Genomic DNA, 22,304 nt, shown 5'->3' with positions numbered 1-22,304 from the left:
ACGAGCTACGGTTCGCCCGGCGGTCGCAGCTCCGCTGGAACGATATCGGGAAACAGGGAATGCAGAGACTGCGAGAGATCGAATAGTCCAGCCATCGACTGCCCGATTGACTTGACGAGTTTTGAATACTCTTCGTCCGACAAGTTGTTCTTAATGTAGTGAGCAATGCCCTCCAGGGTGCCCAGCGCGCCCAAAACCATTCCGTCGATTCTAATCGCAATGTCTCTTTCCATGACTGCTCCTGCCGACGTTACGCCTCGACCACGTTGATGCCCTCATCGCTGAGCGCCTCTAATAGCTGCTCGATGATCTCCGGCGGGGTCGTATCGGAAGGGCACAATTCGTTCAATTGATCGAACGTGATCTCTTCCGTGGCCTTGCCGATCTCGATGGCGCGACGAATGATTTCCGATGCGTTCATTTTAATCGTCCTGTCGCGCTTTTGCGTCGCCCGTTTCGAGGAGCGAGAGCGCATCTGGAGCTATACGCGCCTTAGTTGTGAATGGGATTTGCTAAAGCTTGGTGACGATGGTGGTCCGGCTTTTAGGTAACTAGCGCCAAACAATGGGCTCGCTTTGCCCGTCGGGCAAAACACGCGCCATCTTCGTCGCGCGTCAAGCGCCTGCATCAAAAATATTCCACTTTACCGAAATTCGGATTTGTCGTATGTGTCGGCCATCCCGGCCCACCAAGAGGGGCGATCGTACGTCGTCACGTTTCGCGGGCCGGGTTGCGGTGGACGCGGCAGCGTCGGCACGAGAGGTGCGGGCAGGGCGGGTAGTCCCTGTGAGCTCGTAACCGCGTGCAGACGAGCGGCGCTGTAAGGTTCGTCTCGCCAACATTTCGATGGCTACGTGCACGACGCCATCGAACCCTGTGGCGATGCGCGAGCGCGCGTACGGCAAAACCGTGTGGTCCTGGCCGTCGTTGCTACGGTCAAGCCTGTCGCGGAGGTGCACGCGAGCCCAACCGGGCGGACTGCATCGTCAATTCGCGGGGCGAGGGAGGCCAGAGGGAAATCGGCTCCCGGGAGAGCGCGGCATACGCCGTCAAACCACTGCGCAGGGAAGGCCGTGTGTTGGGCTTCACCTGTCTGCCGCTGTGCAGTCCTTTTTTGCGCTACACGCGCACAGCGGATCTGCGGGTGCCAGCCGGCATCCGGCCTTCCCTGCGCCCTCTTGGATTAGAGGGTGGAGAGACGAAGCAAAGCTCGGGCGAAATCCGCCGCGAGAAGGCGAAGGTGCGTCTGCTAGTTGAGATGCAAGTCGGAGGATGGCGGCGCCACATCTTGCTCCGTCATTGGGGCACGCGTTCTCCTCGATCTCACCGTCATCGCCCGCGCAGGCGGGCGATCCAGTATTCCAGAGACTGCGCGAGGATACGGAGAAGCCGCGGCGTACTGGATGCCCCGGTCAAGCCGGGGCATGACGGCGGTGTGCGGGGCGCGCAGCGAAGCAGTCCAGACTGCCACCGCGGAAAGACTCTGGATTGCTTCGCTGTGCTCGCAATGACGCTGTGGAGAGAGTCTGGGTCAATGACCGCGCTTCTGCGCCGTCTCGCCGTCGACAGCCACCATCTCCGGCGCCATCGCCGCCCAGGCGCTGGATGCGAACTGCCGCCGCCATGTCACGATCACCACCGCTGCCGTAGAGACGAACAGCACCCAGGGGCTGACGAACCAGCCGAGATAGCCGAGCGCGAAGAAGAAGGCGCGCTGGCCGCGGTTGAAATGGCGGCCGGCGGATTCGAACACGCGCGTGGTGCGGATGACGTGGGCTTCCGCCTCCGGCGTGTCGCGCTGGGTGGCCGGCGGCATCCCGCCGAACAGGATCGCGACATAGTTGAACAGGCGATAGGCCCAGGCGAACTTGAAGAAGGCGTAGACGCAGATCAGGACGAGGCCGACGCATTTCAGCTCCCACAGCGCGGGCGAGGGGCTGAGGTCGATCGGCAGCTTGCTCAGAATCGTGATCGCATCGTTGGTGGCGTGCAGCAACGCCAGCGCGCCGCCGATTGCGAACAGGCTGGTGGAAGCGAAGAAGGCGGTGCCGTTCTGCAGCGAGGCCATGATCTGCATGTCGACCATGCGCGTCTCGCGCTCGAGCAGGCGGCGGACCCAGACCTCGCGGTAGCGGTTCATGCGCGCCGACAGGCTGCCCCGGCCATAGGCCGAGTGCTCCAGCGTCAGCGCGTAGACCAGCCATTCGATGATGAAGAAGCCGACGGCCGCGACGTCGACCCAGTATCCGTGCATTGCGATCCCCTCGTTCGGGGAAGAATTGCCATGCATGTTCGCGCGCGGCAACGATTGATTGGCGGCAGGCGATGGCGCTACAAGCAGCACGCATGATGGAGCCCCGAGAAGGACTGGTCACATGGCTGCGCTGAAACTCGCAATCGGCAACAAGAACTACTCGTCATGGTCGATGCGGCCCTGGCTCGCGCTGCGCGCCAATGACATCCCGTTCGTCGAGACAGTGATCCCGCTCTACACCGACAATCCCGCGGACAAGGAGCGCATCCTTGCCTTCAGCCGTGCCGGCAAGGTGCCGGTGCTCGTCGACGGCGACATCACGGTGTGGGATTCGCTCGCGATCATCGAATACATTGCCGAGCGCTATCCGGAGGTGAAGCTGTGGCCCGATGACGTTGCGGCCCGCGCGCATGCCCGTTCGGTGTGCGCCGAGATGCATTCCGGCTTCATGCCCTTGCGCAACGAATGCGGCATGAACCTGCATCGCCCCGTGCGCCCCGTGACGCTGTCGGCGGATGCGCTAGCCAACGTCGCACGCATTCAGGAGATCTGGCGCGAATGTCGCAACCGCTACGGCGCCAAGGGACCGTTCCTGTTCGGCCGCTTCGGTGCGGCCGACGCGATGTATGCGCCAGTGGTGCACCGCTTCCGCACCTACGCGATCGAGGTGGCGCCGGACACCAAGGCCTACATGGACACGATGATGGCGCTGCCGGCGTTCCAGGAATGGACCCGCGACGGCCTCGCCGAAACGCTCGTCATCGAAAGGTTCGAGAACGTCTGATCGCGATTGTGATTGGGCGCCGCTTGACGGCATCACGGCTGGCGGCGCTCAATCGCAGTCACGATCGGCAAGGAGAGGGACGGCCATGGGAATCCTGGACTCGCTGGAAAACAACCCCGCATTCCGCAGCGCGCTCGGCCAGCTCGGCGCGGCGGTGCTGCCGGCCGTGCTCAGCGAGGTGCTCGGCAGCAACAACCAGGGCGGCCTCAGCGCGATCATCGCAAAGCTCCAGCAGGCCGGCTTCGGCGACCAGGTGAAGTCCTGGCTCGGCAACGGCCAGAACCTACCGATCTCGGCCGACCAGCTCCGTGCGGTGCTCGGCAACGACACGGTCCGCCAGCTTGCCGCCCGCTACAACATCCCAGTCGACCAGCTCAGCCAGATCCTGGCCCAGGAGCTGCCCAAGGCGGTCGATCAGGCGAGCCCCGACGGCAGGCTTCCCCACACCGCCTGAGGGCCCTCAACCGCCGGTATCATCGCCGGGCCGGTTTCCCTCGGTATCGCCCTGAAAACATTGCAAAATTGATACGTTTGCTATGCCGGATACCGCTGGCCAAAAAGGCCTAGCGCTGCTATAGAGCGCACCGGGTTTCCGGCCGGCCATCGCAGTGGGACAATGGGCGAGGCAGGCGCTGTTTGAGTAGGAGAGGGTGTTGAAGCACAAATTCCCCGTGGGAACGCTCGTATTTTTCACGGCCAGCAACGTCGCGCGCCCGGCTGCCAGCGGGACGTATGAAGTCATCCGCCTGCTGCCGACGGAAGGTGACGACTGCCAGTATCGGATCAAGAGCTCGACCGAAGCCTTTGAGCGCGTTGCCAAGGAAAGCCAGCTCGCAATCTCCTGAGAGCTGAAGCGCGGGCGTCGGCGGCGAATCTGTTCGTGCCGCCGTCAAAAAGGCCCGGTTCATCTTAACAAGGTGAATGGGGCGGTTGCCGACTCGCGGCGCTTGCCTTGATAATTCGCTGCTTGCTCGCGTGAGGGGACGTCGCGCATGAACTCGTCATGGGCCGACTCGCTCGACCAAATCTGGCGCTCGGCGGCCGCTCCGATGTGGCTGACCCTGGCCGCCGCCGGCTTTTTCGGCCTGATCCTCCTGATCACGCTGGTGCGCGCCGAGAAGTCGGTCGCCAACGGTGCGCTGACCGTCATTACGCTGCTCTCCATCGGCATCGCGGTCGCCGCTACCATGCGCGTCTACGGCCCGACGGGACAAAGCATTGCGAGCGCAGCCCCCATGCCGGCCACGGCGACCGCAAGCCTGCCTGCACTGTCCTGCCTCGACGATCTCGCCGGCGATGCCGTGGCTCTGGGGTGCGAGAAGGCGCTGTTCGGCACGCCTGACGCGGCCGCCGCCGCCGTCTCCTATACTGCGGCGCGGATCGACCGGCTGACGGCTCTCGGCGATGCCGCGACCGCCGAGAGCGGCATGACGCTGGAATTGAAGGCGATGCGCAAGGCGCTGGAGCACGACCGCTACGGCTTCGTCGCGCAGGTGTTGGTCGTGCGCAACGGCTGCACGAAGTCGGATTGCGCGGCCTTCCGCTCGCTGACCGATCAGCAGCAGGTCGCCGCCAATATGGAATCCCATCTCTACGATACGCTGGTCGCGCGCTATGCGCTGACCTGGAACGCGCCCGGAGCGGCGGGACTGCCGGCCACGGGGGCGCTCGCCGGGTTGCCGCCCTCGATGCCGACGGGCAAGCCGACCAATGCGGAGTTCCCGAGCGCCTCATCGACGCCGGCCGTGAGCATCATGACGCCGGAACCGACACGTCAGGCGCCCGCCGCGAACGCGAATGCGAACGCCGCGCCGCCGCCAGCCGCCCGTGCCCCGGCTGCGGCATCGGCACAGGCCGCCGCGCCGGCCGCAAAGAAGCCGCCCGCGCCGAAGGCCGCGCGCGCTCCCGCCGCCGCGCCGGTTCCACTCGCGCCGCCGGCGCCAGCCCAGGCCCAGGCACCGGCTCCTGCGGCTGCGGATAACAACTAGTTCGACTTTCAAATGCGCAGCCGGCCCGCTATTGCTGGGGCATGCCGCTACATCTGATCAAGCTCGCCGTTGGCTGCGACTCCGTGAAGGAGCTCAGGCAGTGGATCGCCGAACGGATGCAGGCCGCCAAGAAGAAGGGCCTGCCGCAGCATCACGTCCACATCACCCGCATGGTGCCCAAGCGCGGCGATGAGATTCTTTCGGGCGGATCACTCTATTGGGTGATCAAGGGCGAGATCGCCGCGCGCGAAAAAATCATCGGCATCGAGCCGTTCCGCGACAAGGACGGCATCGGCCGCTGCCGGATCGTGATGCAGCCCAAGGTGATCTCGGTCTCGCCGCGGCCGATGCGTCCGTTCCAGGGCTGGCGCTATCTCACCGAAGATGCCGTGCCGCCCGATCTCGGCAAGGCCGCCGCGGGCACCATCGCCGCGATGCCGGAGCCGATGCGGCGCGAGCTGCGTGACCTCGGGCTGCTCTAAACCGCAATATTGTCGATCAGGCGGGTCGAACCGAGCCTTGCTGCGACCAGGATCCGCAGGGGTCCATCCTTGCGCGAGGTGACCGGGGCGAGCGTCTCGGCATGGCGGACCTCGAAATAGTCGAGCACAAAGCCGGCGGCCTCGATCATCTCGGCTCCGCCCGCCATCGCGGCCGCGATCGCATCGCCGGCGCGGATCCGCACCGCGCTCTCCTTCATGACGCGGTAGAGGGTGGGCGCGATCCGCCGCTCCTCCGGCGACAGGTAGACGTTGCGCGAGGACATCGCGAGCCCGTCGCGCTCGCGCACGGTCCGTGAGCCGATGATCTTGACGCCGAGATCCAGATCCCGCGCCATCCGCGTTACCACCCGCAATTGCTGAAAGTCCTTCTCGCCGAAGATCGCAACGTCCGGCCGGCACTGCGTGAACAGCTTGCCGACCACGGTGGCGACGCCGCCGAAGAAGTGCGGGCGGAAGCGGTCCTCGAGCCCGGCCACCGCCGGCCCCTCCGGCACGATGCGGGTGGCAAAGCCCTCCGGATACATCGCCTCGACGCCCGGATGCCAGACGATGTCGACGTCCTCGGCGGCGAGTTTGGCAATGTCGGCCTTCCAGGTCCGCGGATAGGCGCCCAAATCCTCGGTCGGGGCAAACTGAGTCGGGTTCACGAAGATCGAGACCACGACCCGGCTCGCGCGTCGCTTGGCGAGGCGCACCAGCGACACATGTCCGTCATGGAGTGCACCCATGGTCGGCACCAGCGCGATCATGGCTTTTCGCTTGCGAAGATTGTCGACGGCGCGGCGCAGGGCGGGGACCGTGCGGGCGATCAAGGGGCTGCGTGACATCGGGACTCTGGGAGGGTTGGGATTCGGCAGGACCGCACGGTCTGCCGCGCGGCCGCCAACCTTAACAAGCCGCGGCCGTGGACGCCATGCATCCGCATGCGGCGGAGCATCCCGCGCCGCGCCGTGAAGGACGCCGCGACGCCGTGGGCAGACGCGAGATGACGATGCGATTCATGATTGAAGAACGGCGCACCGCGATTTGCATATCCTGTCACGCATTTCACTTGACCACAGACGCGGTCAACTCGAAGATATTTCGCAGGGGTGTTGAGGATCACTAATGCTTGTGCAGGCTAGCCAAGGCCAATCCGGCTCGGCGCATGTTGTTGTGCTCGGCAATGAGAAAGGCGGCTCAGGCAAATCGACGACCGCCCTGCACATCGCGGTCGCGCTCCTGAAGGCCGGCCAGCGCGTCGCCAGCATCGACCTCGACTGTCGTCAGCAGAGCTTCACTCGCTATATTAACAACCGCGCCGCCTGGGCGCGCCGCACCAAGCTCGACCTTGAGCTGCCGGTGCATCGCTGCATCAAGCTCGGCGAGACCATGCAGATCGCCGACAACGAGAGTTCCGAGTTCCAGCAGTTCGTGGAGGCGGTCTCGGCGGTCGAGAGCAGTTTTGACTTCATCGTCATCGATACGCCCGGCACCGACAGCTACCTGATGCGGCTCGCCCATTCGATGGCAGACACGCTGGTTACGCCGATCAACGACAGCTTCCTCGACTTCGATGTGCTCGGCACCGTCGATCCCGCCAACTATGCGGTCACCGGCGAGAGCCACTATGCCGAGATGGTGAGGGACACCAGGCGCAAGCGCCGCCAGCTCGACGGCTCGACCACCGACTGGATCGTCGTGCGCAACCGCCTGTCCATGCTCGGCTCGCGCAACAAGCAGCTCGTCGCCGACGGCTTGAAGGAATTGTCGCTGCGGCTCGGCTTTCGGTATGTCGATGGCTTCGCCGAACGCGTCGTCTATCGCGAATTCTTCCCGCGCGGCCTGACAGCGCTCGACGAGATCGACGAGGCCACGCTCGGCGTGCGGCCCAATCTCGGACATCTCACTGCGCGGGAAGAGGTGACGAGTCTGCTCCGCCAGCTCAAGCTGCCGCTCGATGAGCGCGGCCGCCGCCGTGCTGCGAACCGCGCCGAATGGTTCAGCCAGGTCGACAAGCCGCTCGAGGTTCACGACATCATCGTCGCTTGAGTTGCGACGGTATGTCGCTACTTCCGGTCGAAGATCTTTTAAGCACAAACCGCCGGTTCCCATGGAACCGAGCGAGCGCGAGACGGTTTCTACACCGCAATTACCCTGAAATCGGACCCGAAAGAGAGAGGTTGTGTTCAAACCACGGCTGCACCCTGACGTAGCGGTGCGGGAATAAGGTGCCCAAGGAGCGTGTGCGCCGCACAATGAAAGGGCTGCCAGCTCACAATATTTAGCCTTCCTGTCACGTGCCTGTGACATATATTAGGGAATAGGCGACAAGGGGCCACCGAGAGCCCTCTACCAACGATTTTCAACAGGGATTCAGGTCAGAAGACCTGAGGCTGAGGACGAAAATGAAGCGTGGAATTGCCGTTCTGGTTTCGGTCGGTGCCCTCTGCGGCGTTGCTTATTTCACCGCGAGCAAGTGGGCCATCAAGCACGAGACCATCACCTTTTACGACGCCTCGCGCGACAATCGTCCGGTTCCTGTCGATATCGCGATTCGCCGCGACAAGGAAATGCAGGCCAATGCCGGCATGATCACGCTGCCGGTCGCTGTGATCAATCACGGCAACACCGTCAAGAACACCGAATACGGCTTCCTCGCCAACATTTTTGCGGCGCGCGGCTACCTCGTCGTTAGCCCGCAGCACGACCTGCCGACCGATCCTCCGATGGTGACCAAGCCCGGCGAGCTCTATGTCGGCCGGCTGCCGCAGATCCTGCGCGGCGTTGCCAACATCCATCTGGCGATGCAGGAAATGAAGAAGGTCCAGCCCAACGCCGACTACGCCCAGGTGACGATGGTGGGCCACTCCATGGGCGGCGACATCACGATGTACTTCGCCAAGCAGTATCCCGACGAGGTCAAGAAGGTCGTCACGCTGGACAATCTCCGCGTGCCCTTCGTCACTGCCGGCAAGTTCAAGATCCTGTCGTTCCGTTCGCACGATCCGCAGTTCAAGACCGATCCGGGCGTGATCCCGACCGACGACGAATGCGAGAAGGCCGGGATCCAGGTCGTGAAGACCGAATTCCAGCATAACGACATGCGCGACACCGGTCCGGATGACGCGAAAAGCTCGATCCAGGGCATGCTGGACAAGTTCCTGAGCGACACCGACAGCGACATCGCGCCGGTCGACACCCGCTCGGCGCCGCCCAAGATTCTTGAGCCTGGTCCAGTCGCCTTGATGGCGCCCGCCAAGAGTTGATCAAGAGCTGATTGCGCCTCTCAGCTTAAGCGCGACTTCCGAAGCCTCCGCCGGCCACCGCCCGCGGAGGCTTCGTGCATTGACCGTACGCGGCTCACTCTCCACATTAGCCGCTCTGGTGAGATGCGAGCAGACATGTCCGGCGAACCAACCAAACCGCGCGGCCGCGAAGCTGCCTCGGCGAAAGATGAGAGAAGCGACGGGCTACCGCAGGCGCAAACGTCAACAGCAGACGATATCGCCGCCTTCGTCGCCAAGGCCCGCGCCACGTCCCCGCATGCGCCCGGCGCGAAGGGCCGGTTGATCTTCGCGCTGGATGCGACGATGAGCCGGCAGCCGACCTGGGACATGGCCTGCGCGCTCCAGGCGGACATGTTCCGCGAGGCGGCGGCGCTCGGCAGCCTGGACATCCGGCTCGTCTACTATCGTGGCTTCAACGAGTGCCGCGCGACCGGCTGGATTTCGGACAGCACCAAACTTGCCACGCTGATGAGCAAGATCGATTGCCGCGGTGGCGACACCCAGATCGGCAAGGTGCTGAGCGAGGCCCGGCGCGAGGCGGTCGCTTCCGGCGTGCGCGCGGTGGTTTTCGTCGGCGATGCCATGGAAGAGAAGGTCGACGAGCTCTGCGCCAAAGCCGGCGAACTCGGTATGCTCAAGGTGCCTGTCTTCCTGTTTCAGGAGGGCCATGACGCAGTGGCTGAACAGGCGTTTCGGGAGATCGCGCGCCTGACCGGCGGTGCCTGGTGCCGGTTCGATCCTGGCGCGGCGGCGCAATTGCGCGACCTCCTGCGCGCCGCCGCCGCCTATGCCGCCGGCGGCCGCGATGCACTGTTGAAGTTATCGAAGACAACGGGCGGCGCGGCCCTGCTGATCGGCCAAATGAAGTAGCCGGACGTTCCGGCGAACGAACGTCTCGTGTCGTCGCCGGTTGCGGACACGCGGAAAGACCGCAATGCATTTTGCCGACAGGGCGATTATATTCGGGCCATGCCGACCCTGATCGCTGGCGCTGTTGCCGTCATCACTTTGTATCTGCTGCTCCAGATGTTCCGCGCGGCCAATCCGGCGGTGCTGGCGCGTGCCATCAAGATCGGCGGCGGCGTGGTGGCGCTGGCGGTCGCAGCATTCACGGGCATCAGGGGCGAGCTTGCGGTGGCGATCCCGCTCGGCATTTTCGGCGCCGGGCTGCTTGGCTGGACCCCGCTCGCGAACACTGGTTTTGGTAATATTGGCGGGCTGTTCGGCGGCGGCGCGACGCGCGCGTCCGGCCAAAGTTCACGTGTGCGCTCGCAGTTTCTGGATATGCAGCTCGATCACGACAGCGGCCAGCTCACGGGCCAGATCGTTGCCGGGCCGAACGCCGGGCGCAGTCTCGGGGAGTTCGATCTCGCTGCGCTGCTCGCGATGGCCCCAGAGTTCGACGCCGAGAGCGTGGCCTTACTTGAAAGCTATCTGGACCGCCGGTTTCCCGCTTGGCGTCAGAACGCGCAAGGCAATGCGACAGGGGGGCAGCGCCGCGCGGCGGCGGGCGGCAAAATGACGGCGGAGGAAGCCTATCAGATCCTTGGCCTGCAGCCGGGCGCGGGGCGCGACGACATCAGCCGAGCCCACAAATCCCTCATGAAGAAACTGCATCCCGACCAGGGGGGCTCGACGTACCTCGCTGCCCGTGTAAACGAGGCCAAGGATACTCTGCTTCGCACGCATAACGGCTAACTCCGGCACCACGCTACAAACGCCCGTACCGCGTGAGCTCCGTTTGCTCCGTTTGCCGTCGCCTAATGCCCGCCGTTGTCGGCGTGGCCGATCCCTTGAGCAAAGTTTTAACCGTAAATCCTTGACGAGAGGTTGTTGCGGAACGGACTTCGGATCACGCCCCCGACAAAACGAAAATGCCCGCGGAAGGCGCGGGCATTCGGATCGCAACAGCGGAAAAAATCAGTTGCGGACGGTGATACAGGAGATGTCGGCGCGCTTCAGCGTGCGGCACACCGCTTCGGCCTGATCCCGCTCGAGCCCGGCAAAGCGGGCACGGTAGAGCTTGCGGTTGTCCTTGGCGACGACCTCGGTGAACGGATCGGCCTTGCTGAGCAGGCCGCGGGCCGAGCTGCGCGCAGCTTCGATGCGCTGCTGGGCTTCGTTCTCGCTCTCGAGCGCGCCGACCTGCACGATCCAGCCGCTGTGGGTGACCATCGGCCTGGTGGTGCTGCTCATCTGGATCGGCTGCGGCGCCGGATCGTTGGAAGCGACCTTCGGGGCTGGCGCGGGAGCGTTGGCGGCCGGGAGCACGCCGAGGATGCCGTTGCCGGTGCCAAAGCCCGGCGGCTGCGGCGGCAGTTCGGCGCGGGCCGGGGCCTCCGGCTTGCTGATGACTTCGGGCTTGTTGACGAGGTCCGCCCGCGCGACGACTGCGCCGGAGGTCTCGGCGACATCGGCACGCGGCTGAATGGTGTTGGTAACCGGCGGCGCGGCTTGCACCGGGGCGGCGGAGGCGACCTTCACTGGGCCGGCCTTCACTTGGACAGTCTTTACGCGGACCGGCTTCATCGGCTCGGAGGAGCCCGGGATGATCGACAACGGCTGGCTCGCGATCACGCCATTGGTAAGCGGGGCAGGCTCGATCCTGGTTTCGGCAGGCTTGGCCTCAGGCCGGGGCTGGGCCGGCGGCATCGCGGCCGTGGCGGCAGCAAGCGCCGACAGGCGCGAGGCTGGACGCGGCGCGGCCGCTTCGGAAGCAGGAGCGGCCGCGGCCTGGATCTGCGGAGCGGAGCGGGCCGGGGTCTCGGAGGCGTCGGCAATATCAGTGTCGGAGCTGGAGCCGTTGCGCTCGGTGATGGCGGCAACGGTGCGGGTAGCCGCCCCCTTATCGAGGTTCTCCGCGAGCAGGTTGCGCATGATGGCGTCACGCGAGCCGCCGCTGCGGCCGCCCAGGACCACGCCGATCAGGAAGCGGTTGCCGCGGTGCAGTGAGCTCACGAGATTGAAGCCGGAGGCGCGGGTGTAGCCGGTCTTGATGCCGTCGATGCCCTCGACGCTGCCGAGTAGGTGATTGTGATTGCGGATCGACTGCCCACGGAAGTTGAACGAGGCGGTCGAGAAATAACGATAGTAACGCGGGAAGCGGTCCTGGATGGCTCGACCGAGAGTGGCTTGGTCGCGGGCCGTCGTCACCTGCTCGTCGTTCGGCAGGCCCGAGGCGTTGCGATAGACGGTCCTGGACATGCCGAGCGCGCGCGCCTTGCGCGTCATCATCTGGGCGAAATCGTCCTCGTCGCCGCCTATCGCTTCGGCAATGACGACGGCCGCGTCGTTGGCAGAACGGGTGACGAGACCCTTGATCGCGTCCTCGACGCGGATGCTCTGGCCCGGACGCAGGTTGAGCTTGGTCGGATCCTGGTCGGCGGCGTGCTGGGACACCGGCATTTCGGTGTCGAGCTTCATCTTGCCGGACTCCAGACGCTCGAACAGCAGATAAAGCGTCATGATCTTGGTGAGCGAGGCGGGATGGCGAAGCCCGTCCGGGTTCGTCGACTGCAGCACCGCACCGGAATTGCCATCGACGATGATCGACGCGAATTTCGTGTTGGAGCTCTCGGACGCATCGCGCTGCACCCGGTGGTGCGCGTACTGACGATGCCGATGGCGGCGCGCCTCGGCGGCATCGGTGGTGACGATGACCGCGGTGGTGACTGTAAGAAGCCCGAAAACCCCAACCCGCGCCAAGCGCGAGGAAGACAAGCTTTTACGAAGCATGGAAACCCCGTCCCCGTTTCTGACTTGATCACCGGCCCGTGAGGCGAAATTGTGCCCAATGGACCCGGGACCATTACCTGCTCAAGCCGTCCTCCCGCCGATGCGTGCTGCGAGAGCGGTGGGCCTGAGCCGCTGTTCTGGCTAAGGTTATGTTCTCGAACGGCTTTTGACCGTCTGCGAAAGCTGAACACGTCCAGGGAATGAGGGTAGGGGCGCGCGGTTTCCAAAAGCTTAAGGAACCCTTGCGGGAAAACCCGGAAATCATCGCAACGTCTATCGAATTTTGTGCGACGCACCAAGATTCTTGACTTTTTTGTGCAATGCACTAATTGTGGGCAAATGTCAGGGAGCCGGGGCTTCCCGACGCATGCCAGGGAAAAAGGATTCCGAAATGTTCAAGGTTGAAGACTTTCAGAACTACGGGAAAGAGCAGTTCGAGCAGTGCGTTGCCTCCGCGACCTCGGTGCAGCACGGCCTCCAGGCGATCGCCAGCGCATATGGCGACTACACCAAGAAGTCATTCGAGGACACCAAGTCCTTCGTCGAGAAGCTGTCCGGTGTGAAGTCCCTGGACAAGGCGCTCGAGGCGCAGACCGATTTCGCCCGTTCAAGCTACGAGACCTTCGTCGCGGAATCGCAGAAGATCGCCGGCCTCTACAGCGACCTCGCCAAGCAGGCGTTCAAGCCGGTCGAGACCATCGTGGCGAAGTTCACCCCGGCCGCTCAGTAATTTTCCGCAAAGTCCTGGAATCAGAAGAGCCCGGCTCGTCGAGCCGGGCTCTTTTCGTCGGTGTCGATCTGCACGGTGATGCTGAGGCCGCGAGGGCACGTCAAGAGCTTGGACAGGACGTCCCTGGGACGGGCGGCGTTGTCCCGCTTGTGATGGTCGGGACGAAAGCCGTTTGGCGCGGATACAGGTAGTAGCGATCGCCGAGCGCAACTGTCCCGCTGATCGTGTAGCCGAGGTTGGGCGTATAGAAATACGTCGCCTCGCCAAGGATGAGCCCGCTTGTGGTCGGCACCCCCGCCAGGGACGTCGGCAGGTTGACGCTTGTCCCGGCGGTCCTCGCCGTGCCGTTGAGCGACTGGCTCCATATCACCTTGGCCGTGGCGTTGTCGCCGTTTGGCTGCACCTCCGAAACGGTCACCACGGCCTTGCTGATGTCATAGGGTGCCAGGACTTTCGACGACGCGTTGAGAATGCCGGTGACGTCAGCCGTGGTCACGCACTTGTTCTGCGAAAGGATGTCGGCGACGGTGTGAACCGTATCCGTCAGCTTGACGTTGATCGCGAGGCCGTTGCCGAGCTCGATCCCGCCGATGCAAAGCAGCAGCATGAACGGCAGCACGATGGCAAACTCGATTGCCGCCACGGCATCTTCGTTGGCCCGGAATTTCCTGAGACGTACGGACAGGGTGGTCATTGATAGGGCTCATTCTGGAAGGCGGCGGACGCCGTGATCTGGCGATTGCCGTTCGGCAGGTTTGACAGCGTAAAGCCGAGCGGCCCGCCAAAGACCGGCCATTGGTAGATGACCTCCAGGATCACCTTGTCGGTCGGGCCTCCCGGGTTGTAGGGCCAGGTGTTGTTGACATTGCCGTTGGCATCGAAAGTCAGGGTGGGTGCAGCCGCGCTCAACGTGGACCAGTCGCTAGATGACTGCACGCTGATCATCAATTTGTTGCAGTCGAAGATGATGCGCACCTGCGAGCAGACGACGCTCGCAAATTGAGTCTTTGACATCCCAGCCGCCTGCACCTGGCCGGTCATGATCTGTCGAGCCGACTGCTGCACGACCTGCTGGAGCAATTGCTGGCCGAAGAAGACCAGAAAGATCTGGATGATTCCGACCAACAAAGCGATGAACGCCGGCGCGACGAGGGCGAATTCGACCGCGTTCGCGCCTTTCGTATCTTTGAGGAAGGCTGCGAACGTCTCCCGAAGGCGCCGCTTTCCGAATGCTGCTCGCGACTGGGGCATGACGTTGACTCAGTTGGTCAGGTGTGGGGCCGTTTGCACGACCTTCAGGAATAGGGCCTTCAGCGCTGCGGTGATGTCACCACCCGATTGTACGTCATAGAACAGGCCGGGTGATGCGCAGGATTGCGCATTTTGTGCGATCTGCCCGGTGGACGACGAAGGGTTGTTGAATGGCGCGATATAGGTATTGTACCAACTATTGGTCGGTAGCGGCAGGTACTCGGTATAGAGAACCGCGATGCGAATTCCCCGGTTCTTGATCGTTGTGCATATCGACGTGTTGATTGGTTGCTGGCACCGATATTTGGAGCCAACGGCAATCGGCGTACCGCTGCAGGACGAGCTGAACGATACGATCTTATCGTCAACCCCGTCGGTGACGAGGAATACCACTTCCTGAGGCGTATCTCCGGTTTGATTGGTCCCGCCTCCGGGCGTGGGCATGAGGGCGTTGACCTTCGTTAGCGCATTTTCGATGTCTGTGCCGTAGTCTGTAGTGCAACTACCCGAGATGACGCAGTTCTGATGGTCGACCGTGAGAAGCGAAATGTTATTGGCGGCTTGGATCGCTGCGGTCGACAGATCGGCGGATGGCAGCCCCGACGGGGCATAAATTGTGTTGAAGCCGTAGTCGAACGTATAGATCGCAGCCTTATAGGTGTTGTTCTGCGTCGCTTCCGTGGCTAGCGCCGTGCTCATGAGGCTCGCTGTGGCTTGAGCAACGAGGTCAATCCGCAGTGTAATATTGTTGTTGCGTGCGATGGTGAGGTTATCCTTGGTCGTAGAGGATGCACCGCTGTCGAGATTGGGATGCGCTTCATGGCAGGCGAATGCACAGTTCGCTGAGCCGGAAGGTTGATTTTTTGTAGCGGTGATCAGGTTGGCGATATCGGTCGAGGTCGCTGCGATCCCCATCGAAGGCGAGTCGTCAAGCAGCAGATAGAAATTGATATTCGGCGCGCCTGAGGCGCTGGCCGTCGCTCCGCCCTTGATCGGCCACGCGGGGGCGCCGAGCAGGCTCGGAAAGTTGTTGGTGGAGTTCGCGGTGTAGCTGACGGTCGCAGTCCGCACCAACCCGACATTGCCGACGGTCACCGTCAAATTCGGCGTCCCTGTCAGGCTGCCGGCGATGGCGTTCGCGGTCGCATTGAAGATGTTCGTGGCGGTCGTCTGTGCGACCGTCGTGCTCTGCGACATCATCGACGGCGTCACGGCCGCGATGGCAGCGGCATCTGCTGCGGCGTTTAGCTGCGATTGCCGGCGTTGGGCCTGGGTGTAGTCGAGCGCCATGCCCAACAGATAGATGGTTGGGAACAGCATGATCGCAAAGATGACGGCGACGTTGCCTTGCTCGGCGGCTGCGAAATGGGCCAGGTGCCGGCGGAGCCGACGGACAACGGGCAGGCGAGACATGGGGATCCCCGGAATCTTGGTTTTGCCCAATTTCGAGCCATGCGATTGAAGACCGGGTAAACTCGACCGTAGAAAACCGGGGATATGGGCGCGCCGATTGCCGCGGCCCGGCAAAGGATGGTTTCCTGGTAAATGTTCCCTCAGTTGGCCTATCTATTTTTTGTCAAATTGGTCCGGATTGATTAACCTTGCCCCGGATCGCCGGACCGGGAATCGGCGAGCCCGCGGCCGCATCGGCTTGAGTCTCTGCACGCTTGCGGCGGGCGGGGAGCCGGCCCATATTCTCACTTGCCGACCCGGCCGAGACCGGACCGGATCGGTCGGGAACGGCGATTCGACGTAACGGTGCGCCTCAGCGAGGCCTCGAAGAGCGAGGCAGCGGGCGAGCCGCGATCCGCTTCCGTGGGGATTTTGAACGCCTGTGCCATGCCGCTATTGACCAACCGCCTCGATCCGTCCACGTCAGCCGTCACCCGTGCTCCCCGGATGAGCAATGAGGAAAACCGTCCCGGCAATGGCACGGGGCCGACCACCTCGGTCATCACCAAGGTCAAGCCCAAGACCAAACGGCCGAACCTTTACCGCGTCCTGATCCTGAACGACGACTACACGCCGATGGAGTTCGTCGTGCATGTGCTGGAGAAGTTCTTCAACAAGGACATCGAGGCCGCGACCAAGATCATGCTGCACGTCCATCATCACGGGATCGGGGAGTGCGGCGTGTTCACCTACGAGATTGCCGAGACCAAGGTCACGCAGGTGATGGATTTTGCCCGCAAGCACCAGCACCCGCTGCAATGCGTGATGGAAAAGAAGTAACCGCACCTTCGAAACCGGCTCCTTCTTCCGCGGCATTGATCGGTGCGTACGCGTCTTCCTCCCGGCCGGCAAAACTACGGGAAGATGCGTCGGCGCCAAACTTGGCCAAATCCTTGCCCAAATCGGAACGGGTTTTGCATCGAGAATTCCCTGGATGCGTAAGCCCTCAAGTCGCGGAACCGGTCTTTTGCCGCGATCTTGTATAACTATATGTGACAAAGGTTGTTGTTGCCTGACCGGGCGATGGCGATCATGATGGTGGGGGCCATAGAGGACGCGAATGCCGACTTTTTCCCAAAGCCTTGAACAATCCCTGCATCGTGCGCTGGCGATCGCAAACGAGCGTCATCACCAATACGCGACGCTCGAACACCTTCTGCTGTCGCTGATCGATGACTCGGATGCGGCTGCCGTGATGCGTGCGTGCAGCGTTGATCTCGACAAGCTGCGCACGAGCCTCGTCAACTATCTTGAGACCGAATTCGAAAATCTGGTGACGGATGGTGCCGATGACGCCAAGCCGACCGCCGGCTTCCAGCGCGTGATCCAGCGCGCGGTGATCCATGTGCAATCCTCCGGCCGCGAAGAGGTGACCGGCGCCAACGTCCTGATCGCGATCTTCGCCGAGCGCGAGAGCCATGCCGCGTATTTCCTGCAGGAGCAGGACATGACGCGCTACGACGCGGTCAACTACATCAGCCACGGCATCGCCAAGCGTCCAGGCGTCTCGGAGGCGCGCCCCGTTCGCGGCGTCGACGAGGAGACCGAGGCCAAGGGCAACGAGGACTCCAAGAAGAAGGGCGAAGCGCTCGAGACCTATTGCGTCAACCTCAACAAGAAGGCGCGTGACGGCAAGATCGATCCGGTGATCGGACGCAATTCCGAAATCAACCGGGCGATCCAGGTGCTGTGCCGCCGGCAGAAGAACAATCCTCTGTTCGTGGGCGAGGCCGGCGTCGGCAAGACCGCGATCGCCGAAGGCCTTGCCAAGCGCATCGTCGACAGCGAGGTGCCGGAAGTCCTGGCGGCCGCTACCGTGTTCTCGCTCGACATGGGCACGCTGCTCGCGGGCACCCGCTATCGCGGCGACTTCGAGGAGCGCCTGAAGCAGGTGTTGAAGGAGCTCGAGGCCCATCCCAACGCCATCCTGTTTATCGACGAGATCCACACCGTGATCGGTGCCGGTGCGACGTCGGGCGGGGCGATGGATGCGTCGAACCTGCTCAAGCCCGCGCTGGCCTCGGGCACGATCCGTTGCATGGGCTCGACGACTTACAAGGAATACCGCCAGCACTTCGAGAAGGACCGCGCGTTGGTGCGGCGCTTCCAGAAGATCGACATCAACGAGCCGACCGTCGAGGACGCGATCGCGATCCTCAAGGGTCTCAAGCCGTATTTCGAGGATTACCACCGGCTGAAATACACCAATGAGGCGATCGAGGCCGCCGTTCAGCTCTCCTCGCGCTACATCCACGACCGCAAGTTGCCGGACAAGGCGATTGACGTGATCGACGAATCCGGCGCGGCGCAGATGCTGGTCGCCGAGAACAAGCGCAAGAAGACCATCGGCATCAAGGAGATCGAGACCACGATCGCCTCGATGGCGCGGATCCCGCCGAAGAGCGTGTCGAAGGATGATGCCGAGGTGCTTAAGCATCTCGAGCAGACTTTGAAGCGCGTCGTGTTCGGTCAGGACAAGGCGATCGAGTCGCTCGCCGCCTCGATCAAGCTTGCACGTGCTGGCCTGCGCGAGCCGGAGAAGCCGATCGGCTGCTACCTGTTCTCGGGTCCCACCGGCGTCGGCAAGACCGAGGTCGCAAAGCAGCTCGCGGCGTCGCTCGGCGTCGAGCTGTTGCGCTTCGACATGTCCGAATACATGGAGCGGCACACCGTGTCGCGCCTGATCGGCGCGCCTCCCGGCTATGTCGGCTTCGACCAGGGCGGCCTGCTCACCGATGGCGTCGACCAGCATCCGCATTGCGTGGTGCTGCTCGACGAGATCGAGAAGGCGCATCCCGACCTCTACAATGTGCTGCTCCAGATCATGGATCACGGCCGGCTCACCGACCACAACGGCAAGCAGGTCAACTTCCGCAACGTGATCCTGATCATGACCACGAATGCGGGCGCGTCGGATCTCGCCAAACAGGCGTTCGGCTTCACCCGCTCCAAGCGCGAAGGCGACGACCACGAGGCGATCAACCGGCAGTTCGCGCCGGAATTCCGCAACCGCCTCGATGCCATCGTCTCGTTCAGCCATCTCAGCGTCGAGGTGATCGGCACGGTGGTGGAGAAGTTCGTGCTGCAGCTCGAGGCCCAGCTCGGCGACCGCGACGTCACCATCGAGCTGTCCGAGCCGGCCAAGGCCTGGCTGGTCCAGCACGGTTACGACGAGCAGATGGGCGCACGTCCCATGGCCCGGGTGATCCAGGAGCACATCAAGAAGCCGCTGGCCGACGAGGTGCTGTTCGGCAAGCTCAAGGGCGGCGGCCACGTCCGCGTCGTCCTGGTCAAGGACGAGGCCGACGAGACCAAGGACAAGATCGGTTTCGAGTTCGTCGAGGGCCCGGTCACGCCGAAGCAGGAGAAGCTGCCCGGCACCCGCAAGCGCCCGCCGGGCAAGTCCAAGCCGGGCGGCCCCGGCGGCTCCAAGGGACCGACGTCCAAGGGTCCGCTGGTCAAAGCCTGACAGCGCGCATCATGAATCGAAAAGGCCGGCTGCAAAGCCGGCCTTTTTTCTGGCCTGCACGCGGACCAGACTAGGACGTGTACTCGAGGGCACGCGCCTCGCGGGAGTGCACGAAAGGGAGACGTCCGAAATGAGGAGTACTATGCGGTTCTTCAGGATCGTGACCTTCGCACTTATCGTTGGAGCAACAAACTCAACGTCGGTGCCATTAGCGCTTGCCGCTGCTGAATGTTCAAAGCTGGCAGGACTGGCGGATCTGGGGGAGAACTCCACTGCCGATATTAGCGTCGCATCAGGGGGAAGTTGTCAGTTTTCGATCCCCGTGCGGGGCACCGTGAGTAGTTCCGACATTTTGCAGAAGCCGGCACACGGCAAACTGAAAAAGCTCAATCCGACTACTTACGAATACAAGTCCAAACGTAGGTATAAGGGGAGCGATGCATTCGTTATCAAGGCTATGGGACAGGGCTCGAAGGCTTCCGCATCGGTAGTTAATGTGAACGCGACGATCAACTAGGTTGTGAACCCATAAAGTGGGAAGGGCCCGCACAGTAGGATGACGAATATGCGCCAAGCGTTGAGTGCATTATGCGCCATCGATAGTCCGTTGCGCGACTGGCTTACCTCTGCGAGTTAGTACATCTAGCCCAATCCAGGAACGCTTAACTATGCTCACCGTCTATGGCGAAGGTCGTGGCTTCCGTGTTGTTTGGCTGCTCGAGGAATTAGGATTGGCTTATCGGCTGCGCCCGGTCGATCTGCTCGCAGTCGAGAATGATCGCGATTTCCTCGCGATCAACCCCGCCGGCTTCATTCCCGCACTGCAGGACGGCGAGACGATCATGGTCGAATCGATCGCGATTCTTGAGTACCTGCTCGCCCGCCACGGCTCAGGTTCGCTTGCCGTCGCGCCGGACGATCCCGCCTTCGCTTCCTATCTGCAATTTCTCCACTTAGGCGAGGCCGGGCTCGCCGGGCCGATGAACGCCGTCTTTGTCGGTCGCGAACTGGCGCCCGAAGCCGAGCGAGATGCCCGGGTTACCCGTTGGGCTCTCGAGACCTTCGAGAGCCGGCTGGGGTTGGTTATCCGCCGCCTGGCGGATTGCCCCTATCTCGCTGGCGACCGATTCACTGCTGCCGATATCTCGGTGAGCTACGCCCTCCTGCTCGGCGTGCGAACTGGCAACTATGTCCCCGGTTCTACCGAGCGGGACTATCTCGCCCGCACGACGGCACGCCCTGCCTACGTCCGAGCGATGGAAAGCTGCCAGGCCACCAAGGCTTGGGCGGCGAGATCACCGGGATTGTAGTGGTCGCTTCATCGGAGCGGCCAAGCGCCTGGTTGAGTAGTTGCGAAGAGTTCCTCATGGACGCCTACCAATTGGGGGCTTCCAGCTTGCACTGAACTCTGATTCACGCGCGGCATGACCCGATATGATCTAACCGATTTCGAGTGGCATGCCGGCCTTGCTGAGCAATGGCCCTAGTCGTGCCGGAGCATGTCGTCCAACGCGGAATCTCCGACTTGCAAGCTCGTCACCTGCGGCGAAGTCTGTGCTTCGATCCTTGTTGCGACCGAGGGAGTGCAAGCGAACTCGCCATCACGAGCGTGCCGCGGCAGCAGAACGAGGCTCCAGCCTGCCAGGACCAGCACCGCGAGCCGGATCGCGATCACCGTCAGCAACATTTCCGATCCGCTCATCGTGGAGTCGGTCTTCATCGCACCAGCTTGATGCATGCCGCCGGGCAAGACAATCTGGAATTGCCGAGCCCTGTCTTCGTCCGGAGCGAAGGCAAAGGCGGATGGCTCGCGGCTAGTGCCGCAACAGGCTCTGCCTGAACTCGCGCGGCGACATGCCGAAGTGCTCGCGGAAGACGCGGCCGAAATGCGAGAGGTCGTTGAAGCCCCAGGCGAAGGCGATCTCGCTGACGTGGCGGTGGGCGAGCAGCGGCGAGGCGAGGTCGCGCCGGCATTGGGCGAGACGCTCGGCCAGGACGTGGCGCTGGAACGAGGTGTCCTCGTCTGCGAGGAGATCGTTCACGTAGCGCGGTGAAATGCCAAGCGCGGCCGCGGTTTCCTGCAGCGAGAGGTCGGGATCGGCGAGGTGCGCGCGGATGTGTGCTTTCAGCCGGTAGAGCAGCGCCGAGCGATGGGTCGAGGAAGGCAGCGACGTCTTGCCGAGCCGCTCACTTAGGGTCATTGCCAGCAGGTCGACGGCTTGCTCGGAGAGGATGGCGGCGTTGCCTGGATCGATCCGGTCCGCGCTCTGGCACAGTCTGTAGATGAAGTCGTAGGTGATCTGTTCGAGCGGTGCGTCCGCGCCGAACGATATCGCCGTCAGCGTCTCACTCCCGCCGAGCCGCCGCTGCAACATCTGTCGCGGCACCATGAAGATCGTCTGCGTGAAGGCGTGGTCGAACTTCAGTTCGTAGGGACGTGTGGTGTCATAGAGCGCGAATTCACCGGGACGGATCACGGTCTCGCGGCCGTCCTGCACCACGCCGCCGGCGCCGCGATCGCCGAGTGCGATCAGGATGAAATCCTGGTCCGAGCGCGCGATGCGGGAAGGCGTGCGGAAGACGTGCTGGCGGTCGGAACGGACCTCGGAGCACACCGCCTTGCCGAGCGTGCCTCGCGTGACCGAGCCGTGAAAGGCGCTGCCGAGGTCGGACTTGCAGTCGAGCCCGACGAAGACGTCGCAGACGATATCCTGCCAGAGGGCGAGGCGCCGGTGACCGGGGCTGCCGTCCGTCGTGAACTGGATGGTCATCAGCGGGCCTCCCTTTCACATCTCAAACCGCATGCAGGCGTCGATGCCGGCTGCAAATTCCGGACCGCCGTTCCGGTCGAATTTTCGTGCCGTGGCGG

The 22,304-nt window shown here is 63.1% G+C and carries 23 protein-coding genes and 1 pseudogene; 14 read left to right on the top strand and 10 right to left on the bottom strand.

Annotated elements, in window-relative coordinates:
- Positions 1-5: 5 nt before the first annotated feature.
- From MTR72_RS23485 to MTR72_RS23475, 3 genes and pseudogenes are all read right to left on the bottom strand, one after another.
- Positions 6-233 (bottom strand): hypothetical protein, encoded by a 228-nt coding sequence (locus MTR72_RS23485; protein WP_341511121.1) that lies wholly within the window; start codon positions 231-233, stop codon positions 6-8.
- A 20-nt stretch (positions 234-253) separates the two neighbouring features.
- Positions 254-421 (bottom strand): annotated as a pseudogene (locus MTR72_RS23480) (RNA polymerase sigma factor region1.1 domain-containing protein); the annotation flags it as partial.
- Between the two features lie 1,110 nt (positions 422-1,531).
- Positions 1,532-2,254 carry a DUF599 domain-containing protein gene (locus MTR72_RS23475; protein WP_341511119.1) on the bottom strand — a complete coding sequence of 241 codons (723 nt, stop codon included), beginning with the start codon at positions 2,252-2,254 and terminating at the stop codon, positions 1,532-1,534.
- A 121-nt stretch (positions 2,255-2,375) separates the two neighbouring features.
- Here MTR72_RS23475 and MTR72_RS23470 point away from each other — a divergent pair, with 121 nt between their 5' ends.
- From MTR72_RS23470 to MTR72_RS23450, 5 genes are all read left to right on the top strand, one after another.
- Positions 2,376-3,038 (top strand): glutathione S-transferase family protein, encoded by a 663-nt coding sequence (locus MTR72_RS23470; RefSeq protein WP_341511118.1) that lies wholly within the window; start codon positions 2,376-2,378, stop codon positions 3,036-3,038.
- Between the two features lie 31 nt (positions 3,039-3,069).
- Positions 3,070-3,492: a YidB family protein gene (locus MTR72_RS23465; RefSeq protein ID WP_341511210.1), complete on the top strand. Its 423-nt coding sequence runs from the start codon at positions 3,070-3,072 to the stop codon at positions 3,490-3,492.
- Positions 3,493-3,691: 199 nt separating this feature from the next.
- Positions 3,692-3,883: a hypothetical protein gene (locus MTR72_RS23460; RefSeq protein ID WP_280970444.1), complete on the top strand. Its 192-nt coding sequence runs from the start codon at positions 3,692-3,694 to the stop codon at positions 3,881-3,883.
- A gap of 147 nt (positions 3,884-4,030) precedes the next feature.
- Entirely contained in the window at positions 4,031-5,026 is a 996-nt protein-coding gene (locus MTR72_RS23455; RefSeq protein WP_341511117.1) for a hypothetical protein, read from the top strand.
- A 41-nt stretch (positions 5,027-5,067) separates the two neighbouring features.
- On the top strand, positions 5,068-5,508 hold the full coding sequence (locus MTR72_RS23450) for a DUF1489 family protein (protein WP_341511116.1): 441 nt from the start codon (positions 5,068-5,070) through the stop codon (positions 5,506-5,508).
- Here MTR72_RS23450 and panC read toward each other — a convergent pair.
- Positions 5,505-6,356: a pantoate--beta-alanine ligase gene (gene panC / locus MTR72_RS23445; protein ID WP_341511115.1), complete on the bottom strand. Its 852-nt coding sequence runs from the start codon at positions 6,354-6,356 to the stop codon at positions 5,505-5,507. The two genes, MTR72_RS23450 and panC, sit on opposite strands and share 4 nt — an antisense overlap.
- A 280-nt stretch (positions 6,357-6,636) precedes the next feature.
- Between panC and MTR72_RS23440 the strand changes: the two genes are divergently transcribed.
- The 4 genes from MTR72_RS23440 to MTR72_RS23425 all read left to right on the top strand — a co-directional run bounded on the left by MTR72_RS23440 (position 6,637) and on the right by MTR72_RS23425 (position 10,496).
- A complete protein-coding gene (locus MTR72_RS23440; RefSeq protein WP_280970448.1) occupies positions 6,637-7,560 on the top strand; it encodes a division plane positioning ATPase MipZ in 924 nt (307 codons plus the stop codon).
- A 356-nt stretch (positions 7,561-7,916) separates the two neighbouring features.
- Positions 7,917-8,777: an alpha/beta fold hydrolase gene (locus tag MTR72_RS23435; protein WP_280970449.1), complete on the top strand. Its 861-nt coding sequence runs from the start codon at positions 7,917-7,919 to the stop codon at positions 8,775-8,777.
- 135 nt (positions 8,778-8,912) lie between these two features.
- On the top strand, positions 8,913-9,668 hold the full coding sequence (locus tag MTR72_RS23430) for a VWA domain-containing protein (RefSeq protein ID WP_341511114.1): 756 nt from the start codon (positions 8,913-8,915) through the stop codon (positions 9,666-9,668).
- 99 nt (positions 9,669-9,767) lie between these two features.
- A complete protein-coding gene (locus MTR72_RS23425; protein ID WP_280970451.1) occupies positions 9,768-10,496 on the top strand; it encodes a DnaJ domain-containing protein in 729 nt (242 codons plus the stop codon).
- A 222-nt stretch (positions 10,497-10,718) separates the two neighbouring features.
- Here MTR72_RS23425 and MTR72_RS23420 read toward each other — a convergent pair whose 3' ends face one another.
- On the bottom strand, positions 10,719-12,533 hold the full coding sequence (locus MTR72_RS23420; RefSeq protein ID WP_341511113.1) for a serine hydrolase: 1,815 nt from the start codon (positions 12,531-12,533) through the stop codon (positions 10,719-10,721).
- Positions 12,534-12,924: 391 nt separating this feature from the next.
- Between MTR72_RS23420 and MTR72_RS23415 the strand changes: the two genes are divergently transcribed.
- Positions 12,925-13,263, top strand: coding sequence for a phasin family protein (locus tag MTR72_RS23415; protein ID WP_280970453.1), 339 nt, complete (start codon positions 12,925-12,927; stop codon positions 13,261-13,263).
- A 100-nt stretch (positions 13,264-13,363) separates the two neighbouring features.
- On the opposite strand, the gene MTR72_RS23410 is transcribed toward MTR72_RS23415, so the two are convergent.
- Genes MTR72_RS23410 through MTR72_RS23400 form a run of 3 tightly spaced genes read right to left on the bottom strand, consistent with a single transcriptional unit; the run spans position 13,364 to position 15,927 of the window.
- The gene (locus tag MTR72_RS23410) at positions 13,364-13,957 is read right to left on the bottom strand and encodes a TadE/TadG family type IV pilus assembly protein (protein WP_341511112.1); all 594 of its coding nucleotides are present in this window, start codon (positions 13,955-13,957) and stop codon (positions 13,364-13,366) included.
- Positions 13,954-14,514, bottom strand: a complete 561-nt coding sequence (locus tag MTR72_RS23405; protein ID WP_341511111.1) for a TadE/TadG family type IV pilus assembly protein — start codon at positions 14,512-14,514, stop codon at positions 13,954-13,956. The genes MTR72_RS23410 and MTR72_RS23405 overlap by 4 nt, the downstream gene beginning before the upstream one ends.
- 9 nt (positions 14,515-14,523) lie before the next feature.
- The gene (locus MTR72_RS23400) at positions 14,524-15,927 is read right to left on the bottom strand and encodes a TadE/TadG family type IV pilus assembly protein (RefSeq protein WP_341511110.1); all 1,404 of its coding nucleotides are present in this window, start codon (positions 15,925-15,927) and stop codon (positions 14,524-14,526) included.
- A gap of 486 nt (positions 15,928-16,413) precedes the next feature.
- Here MTR72_RS23400 and clpS point away from each other — a divergent pair, with 486 nt between their 5' ends.
- The 4 genes from clpS to MTR72_RS23380 all read left to right on the top strand — a co-directional run bounded on the left by clpS (position 16,414) and on the right by MTR72_RS23380 (position 20,745).
- The gene (clpS, locus tag MTR72_RS23395; RefSeq protein ID WP_280970955.1) at positions 16,414-16,746 is read left to right on the top strand and encodes an ATP-dependent Clp protease adapter ClpS; all 333 of its coding nucleotides are present in this window, start codon (positions 16,414-16,416) and stop codon (positions 16,744-16,746) included.
- Positions 16,747-17,026: 280 nt separating this feature from the next.
- The gene (gene clpA / locus MTR72_RS23390; RefSeq protein ID WP_280970457.1) at positions 17,027-19,435 is read left to right on the top strand and encodes an ATP-dependent Clp protease ATP-binding subunit ClpA; all 2,409 of its coding nucleotides are present in this window, start codon (positions 17,027-17,029) and stop codon (positions 19,433-19,435) included.
- Positions 19,436-19,577: 142 nt separating this feature from the next.
- Positions 19,578-19,952, top strand: coding sequence for a hypothetical protein (locus MTR72_RS23385; protein ID WP_280970458.1), 375 nt, complete (start codon positions 19,578-19,580; stop codon positions 19,950-19,952).
- 151 nt (positions 19,953-20,103) lie between these two features.
- Positions 20,104-20,745 (top strand): glutathione S-transferase family protein, encoded by a 642-nt coding sequence (locus tag MTR72_RS23380; RefSeq protein WP_341511109.1) that lies wholly within the window; start codon positions 20,104-20,106, stop codon positions 20,743-20,745.
- A 173-nt stretch (positions 20,746-20,918) separates the two neighbouring features.
- Here MTR72_RS23380 and MTR72_RS23375 read toward each other — a convergent pair whose 3' ends face one another.
- Together MTR72_RS23375 and MTR72_RS23370 are read right to left on the bottom strand one after the other, a co-directional pair.
- A complete protein-coding gene (locus MTR72_RS23375; RefSeq protein WP_341511108.1) occupies positions 20,919-21,155 on the bottom strand; it encodes a hypothetical protein in 237 nt (78 codons plus the stop codon).
- 94 nt (positions 21,156-21,249) lie between these two features.
- Positions 21,250-22,206: an AraC-like ligand-binding domain-containing protein gene (locus MTR72_RS23370; RefSeq protein WP_341511107.1), complete on the bottom strand. Its 957-nt coding sequence runs from the start codon at positions 22,204-22,206 to the stop codon at positions 21,250-21,252.
- Positions 22,207-22,304 lie beyond the last annotated feature (98 nt).

The sequence above is a fragment of the Bradyrhizobium sp. ISRA442 genome (genome assembly GCF_038085055.1).
GTDB lineage: Bacteria > Pseudomonadota > Alphaproteobacteria > Rhizobiales > Xanthobacteraceae > Bradyrhizobium.
Note: the sequence above shows the minus strand (reverse complement) of the source record. Positions and strands in the feature narration are given on the sequence as shown.

Bases quoted from the DNA above. Each gene is read 5' to 3' on its own strand.
- MTR72_RS23485 (WP_341511121.1), bottom strand. From the start codon at position 233: ATGGAAAGAGACATTGCGATTAGAATCGACGGAATGGTTTTGGGCGCG.
- MTR72_RS23475 (WP_341511119.1), bottom strand. From the start codon at position 2,254: ATGCACGGATACTGGGTCGACGTCGCGGCCGTCGGCTTCTTCATCATC.
- MTR72_RS23470 (WP_341511118.1), top strand. From the start codon at position 2,376: ATGGCTGCGCTGAAACTCGCAATCGGCAACAAGAACTACTCGTCATGG.
- MTR72_RS23455 (WP_341511117.1), top strand. From the start codon at position 4,031: ATGAACTCGTCATGGGCCGACTCGCTCGACCAAATCTGGCGCTCGGCG.
- MTR72_RS23450 (WP_341511116.1), top strand. From the start codon at position 5,068: ATGCCGCTACATCTGATCAAGCTCGCCGTTGGCTGCGACTCCGTGAAG.
- panC (WP_341511115.1), bottom strand. From the start codon at position 6,356: ATGTCACGCAGCCCCTTGATCGCCCGCACGGTCCCCGCCCTGCGCCGC.
- MTR72_RS23440 (WP_280970448.1), top strand. From the start codon at position 6,637: ATGCTTGTGCAGGCTAGCCAAGGCCAATCCGGCTCGGCGCATGTTGTT.
- MTR72_RS23435 (WP_280970449.1), top strand. From the start codon at position 7,917: ATGAAGCGTGGAATTGCCGTTCTGGTTTCGGTCGGTGCCCTCTGCGGC.
- MTR72_RS23430 (WP_341511114.1), top strand. From the start codon at position 8,913: ATGTCCGGCGAACCAACCAAACCGCGCGGCCGCGAAGCTGCCTCGGCG.
- MTR72_RS23425 (WP_280970451.1), top strand. From the start codon at position 9,768: ATGCCGACCCTGATCGCTGGCGCTGTTGCCGTCATCACTTTGTATCTG.
- MTR72_RS23420 (WP_341511113.1), bottom strand. From the start codon at position 12,533: ATGCTTCGTAAAAGCTTGTCTTCCTCGCGCTTGGCGCGGGTTGGGGTT.
- MTR72_RS23415 (WP_280970453.1), top strand. From the start codon at position 12,925: ATGTTCAAGGTTGAAGACTTTCAGAACTACGGGAAAGAGCAGTTCGAG.
- MTR72_RS23410 (WP_341511112.1), bottom strand. From the start codon at position 13,957: ATGACCACCCTGTCCGTACGTCTCAGGAAATTCCGGGCCAACGAAGAT.
- MTR72_RS23405 (WP_341511111.1), bottom strand. From the start codon at position 14,514: ATGCCCCAGTCGCGAGCAGCATTCGGAAAGCGGCGCCTTCGGGAGACG.
- MTR72_RS23400 (WP_341511110.1), bottom strand. From the start codon at position 15,927: ATGTCTCGCCTGCCCGTTGTCCGTCGGCTCCGCCGGCACCTGGCCCAT.
- clpS (WP_280970955.1), top strand. From the start codon at position 16,414: ATGAGCAATGAGGAAAACCGTCCCGGCAATGGCACGGGGCCGACCACC.
- clpA (WP_280970457.1), top strand. From the start codon at position 17,027: ATGCCGACTTTTTCCCAAAGCCTTGAACAATCCCTGCATCGTGCGCTG.
- MTR72_RS23385 (WP_280970458.1), top strand. From the start codon at position 19,578: ATGCGGTTCTTCAGGATCGTGACCTTCGCACTTATCGTTGGAGCAACA.
- MTR72_RS23380 (WP_341511109.1), top strand. From the start codon at position 20,104: ATGCTCACCGTCTATGGCGAAGGTCGTGGCTTCCGTGTTGTTTGGCTG.
- MTR72_RS23375 (WP_341511108.1), bottom strand. From the start codon at position 21,155: ATGAAGACCGACTCCACGATGAGCGGATCGGAAATGTTGCTGACGGTG.
- MTR72_RS23370 (WP_341511107.1), bottom strand. From the start codon at position 22,206: ATGACCATCCAGTTCACGACGGACGGCAGCCCCGGTCACCGGCGCCTC.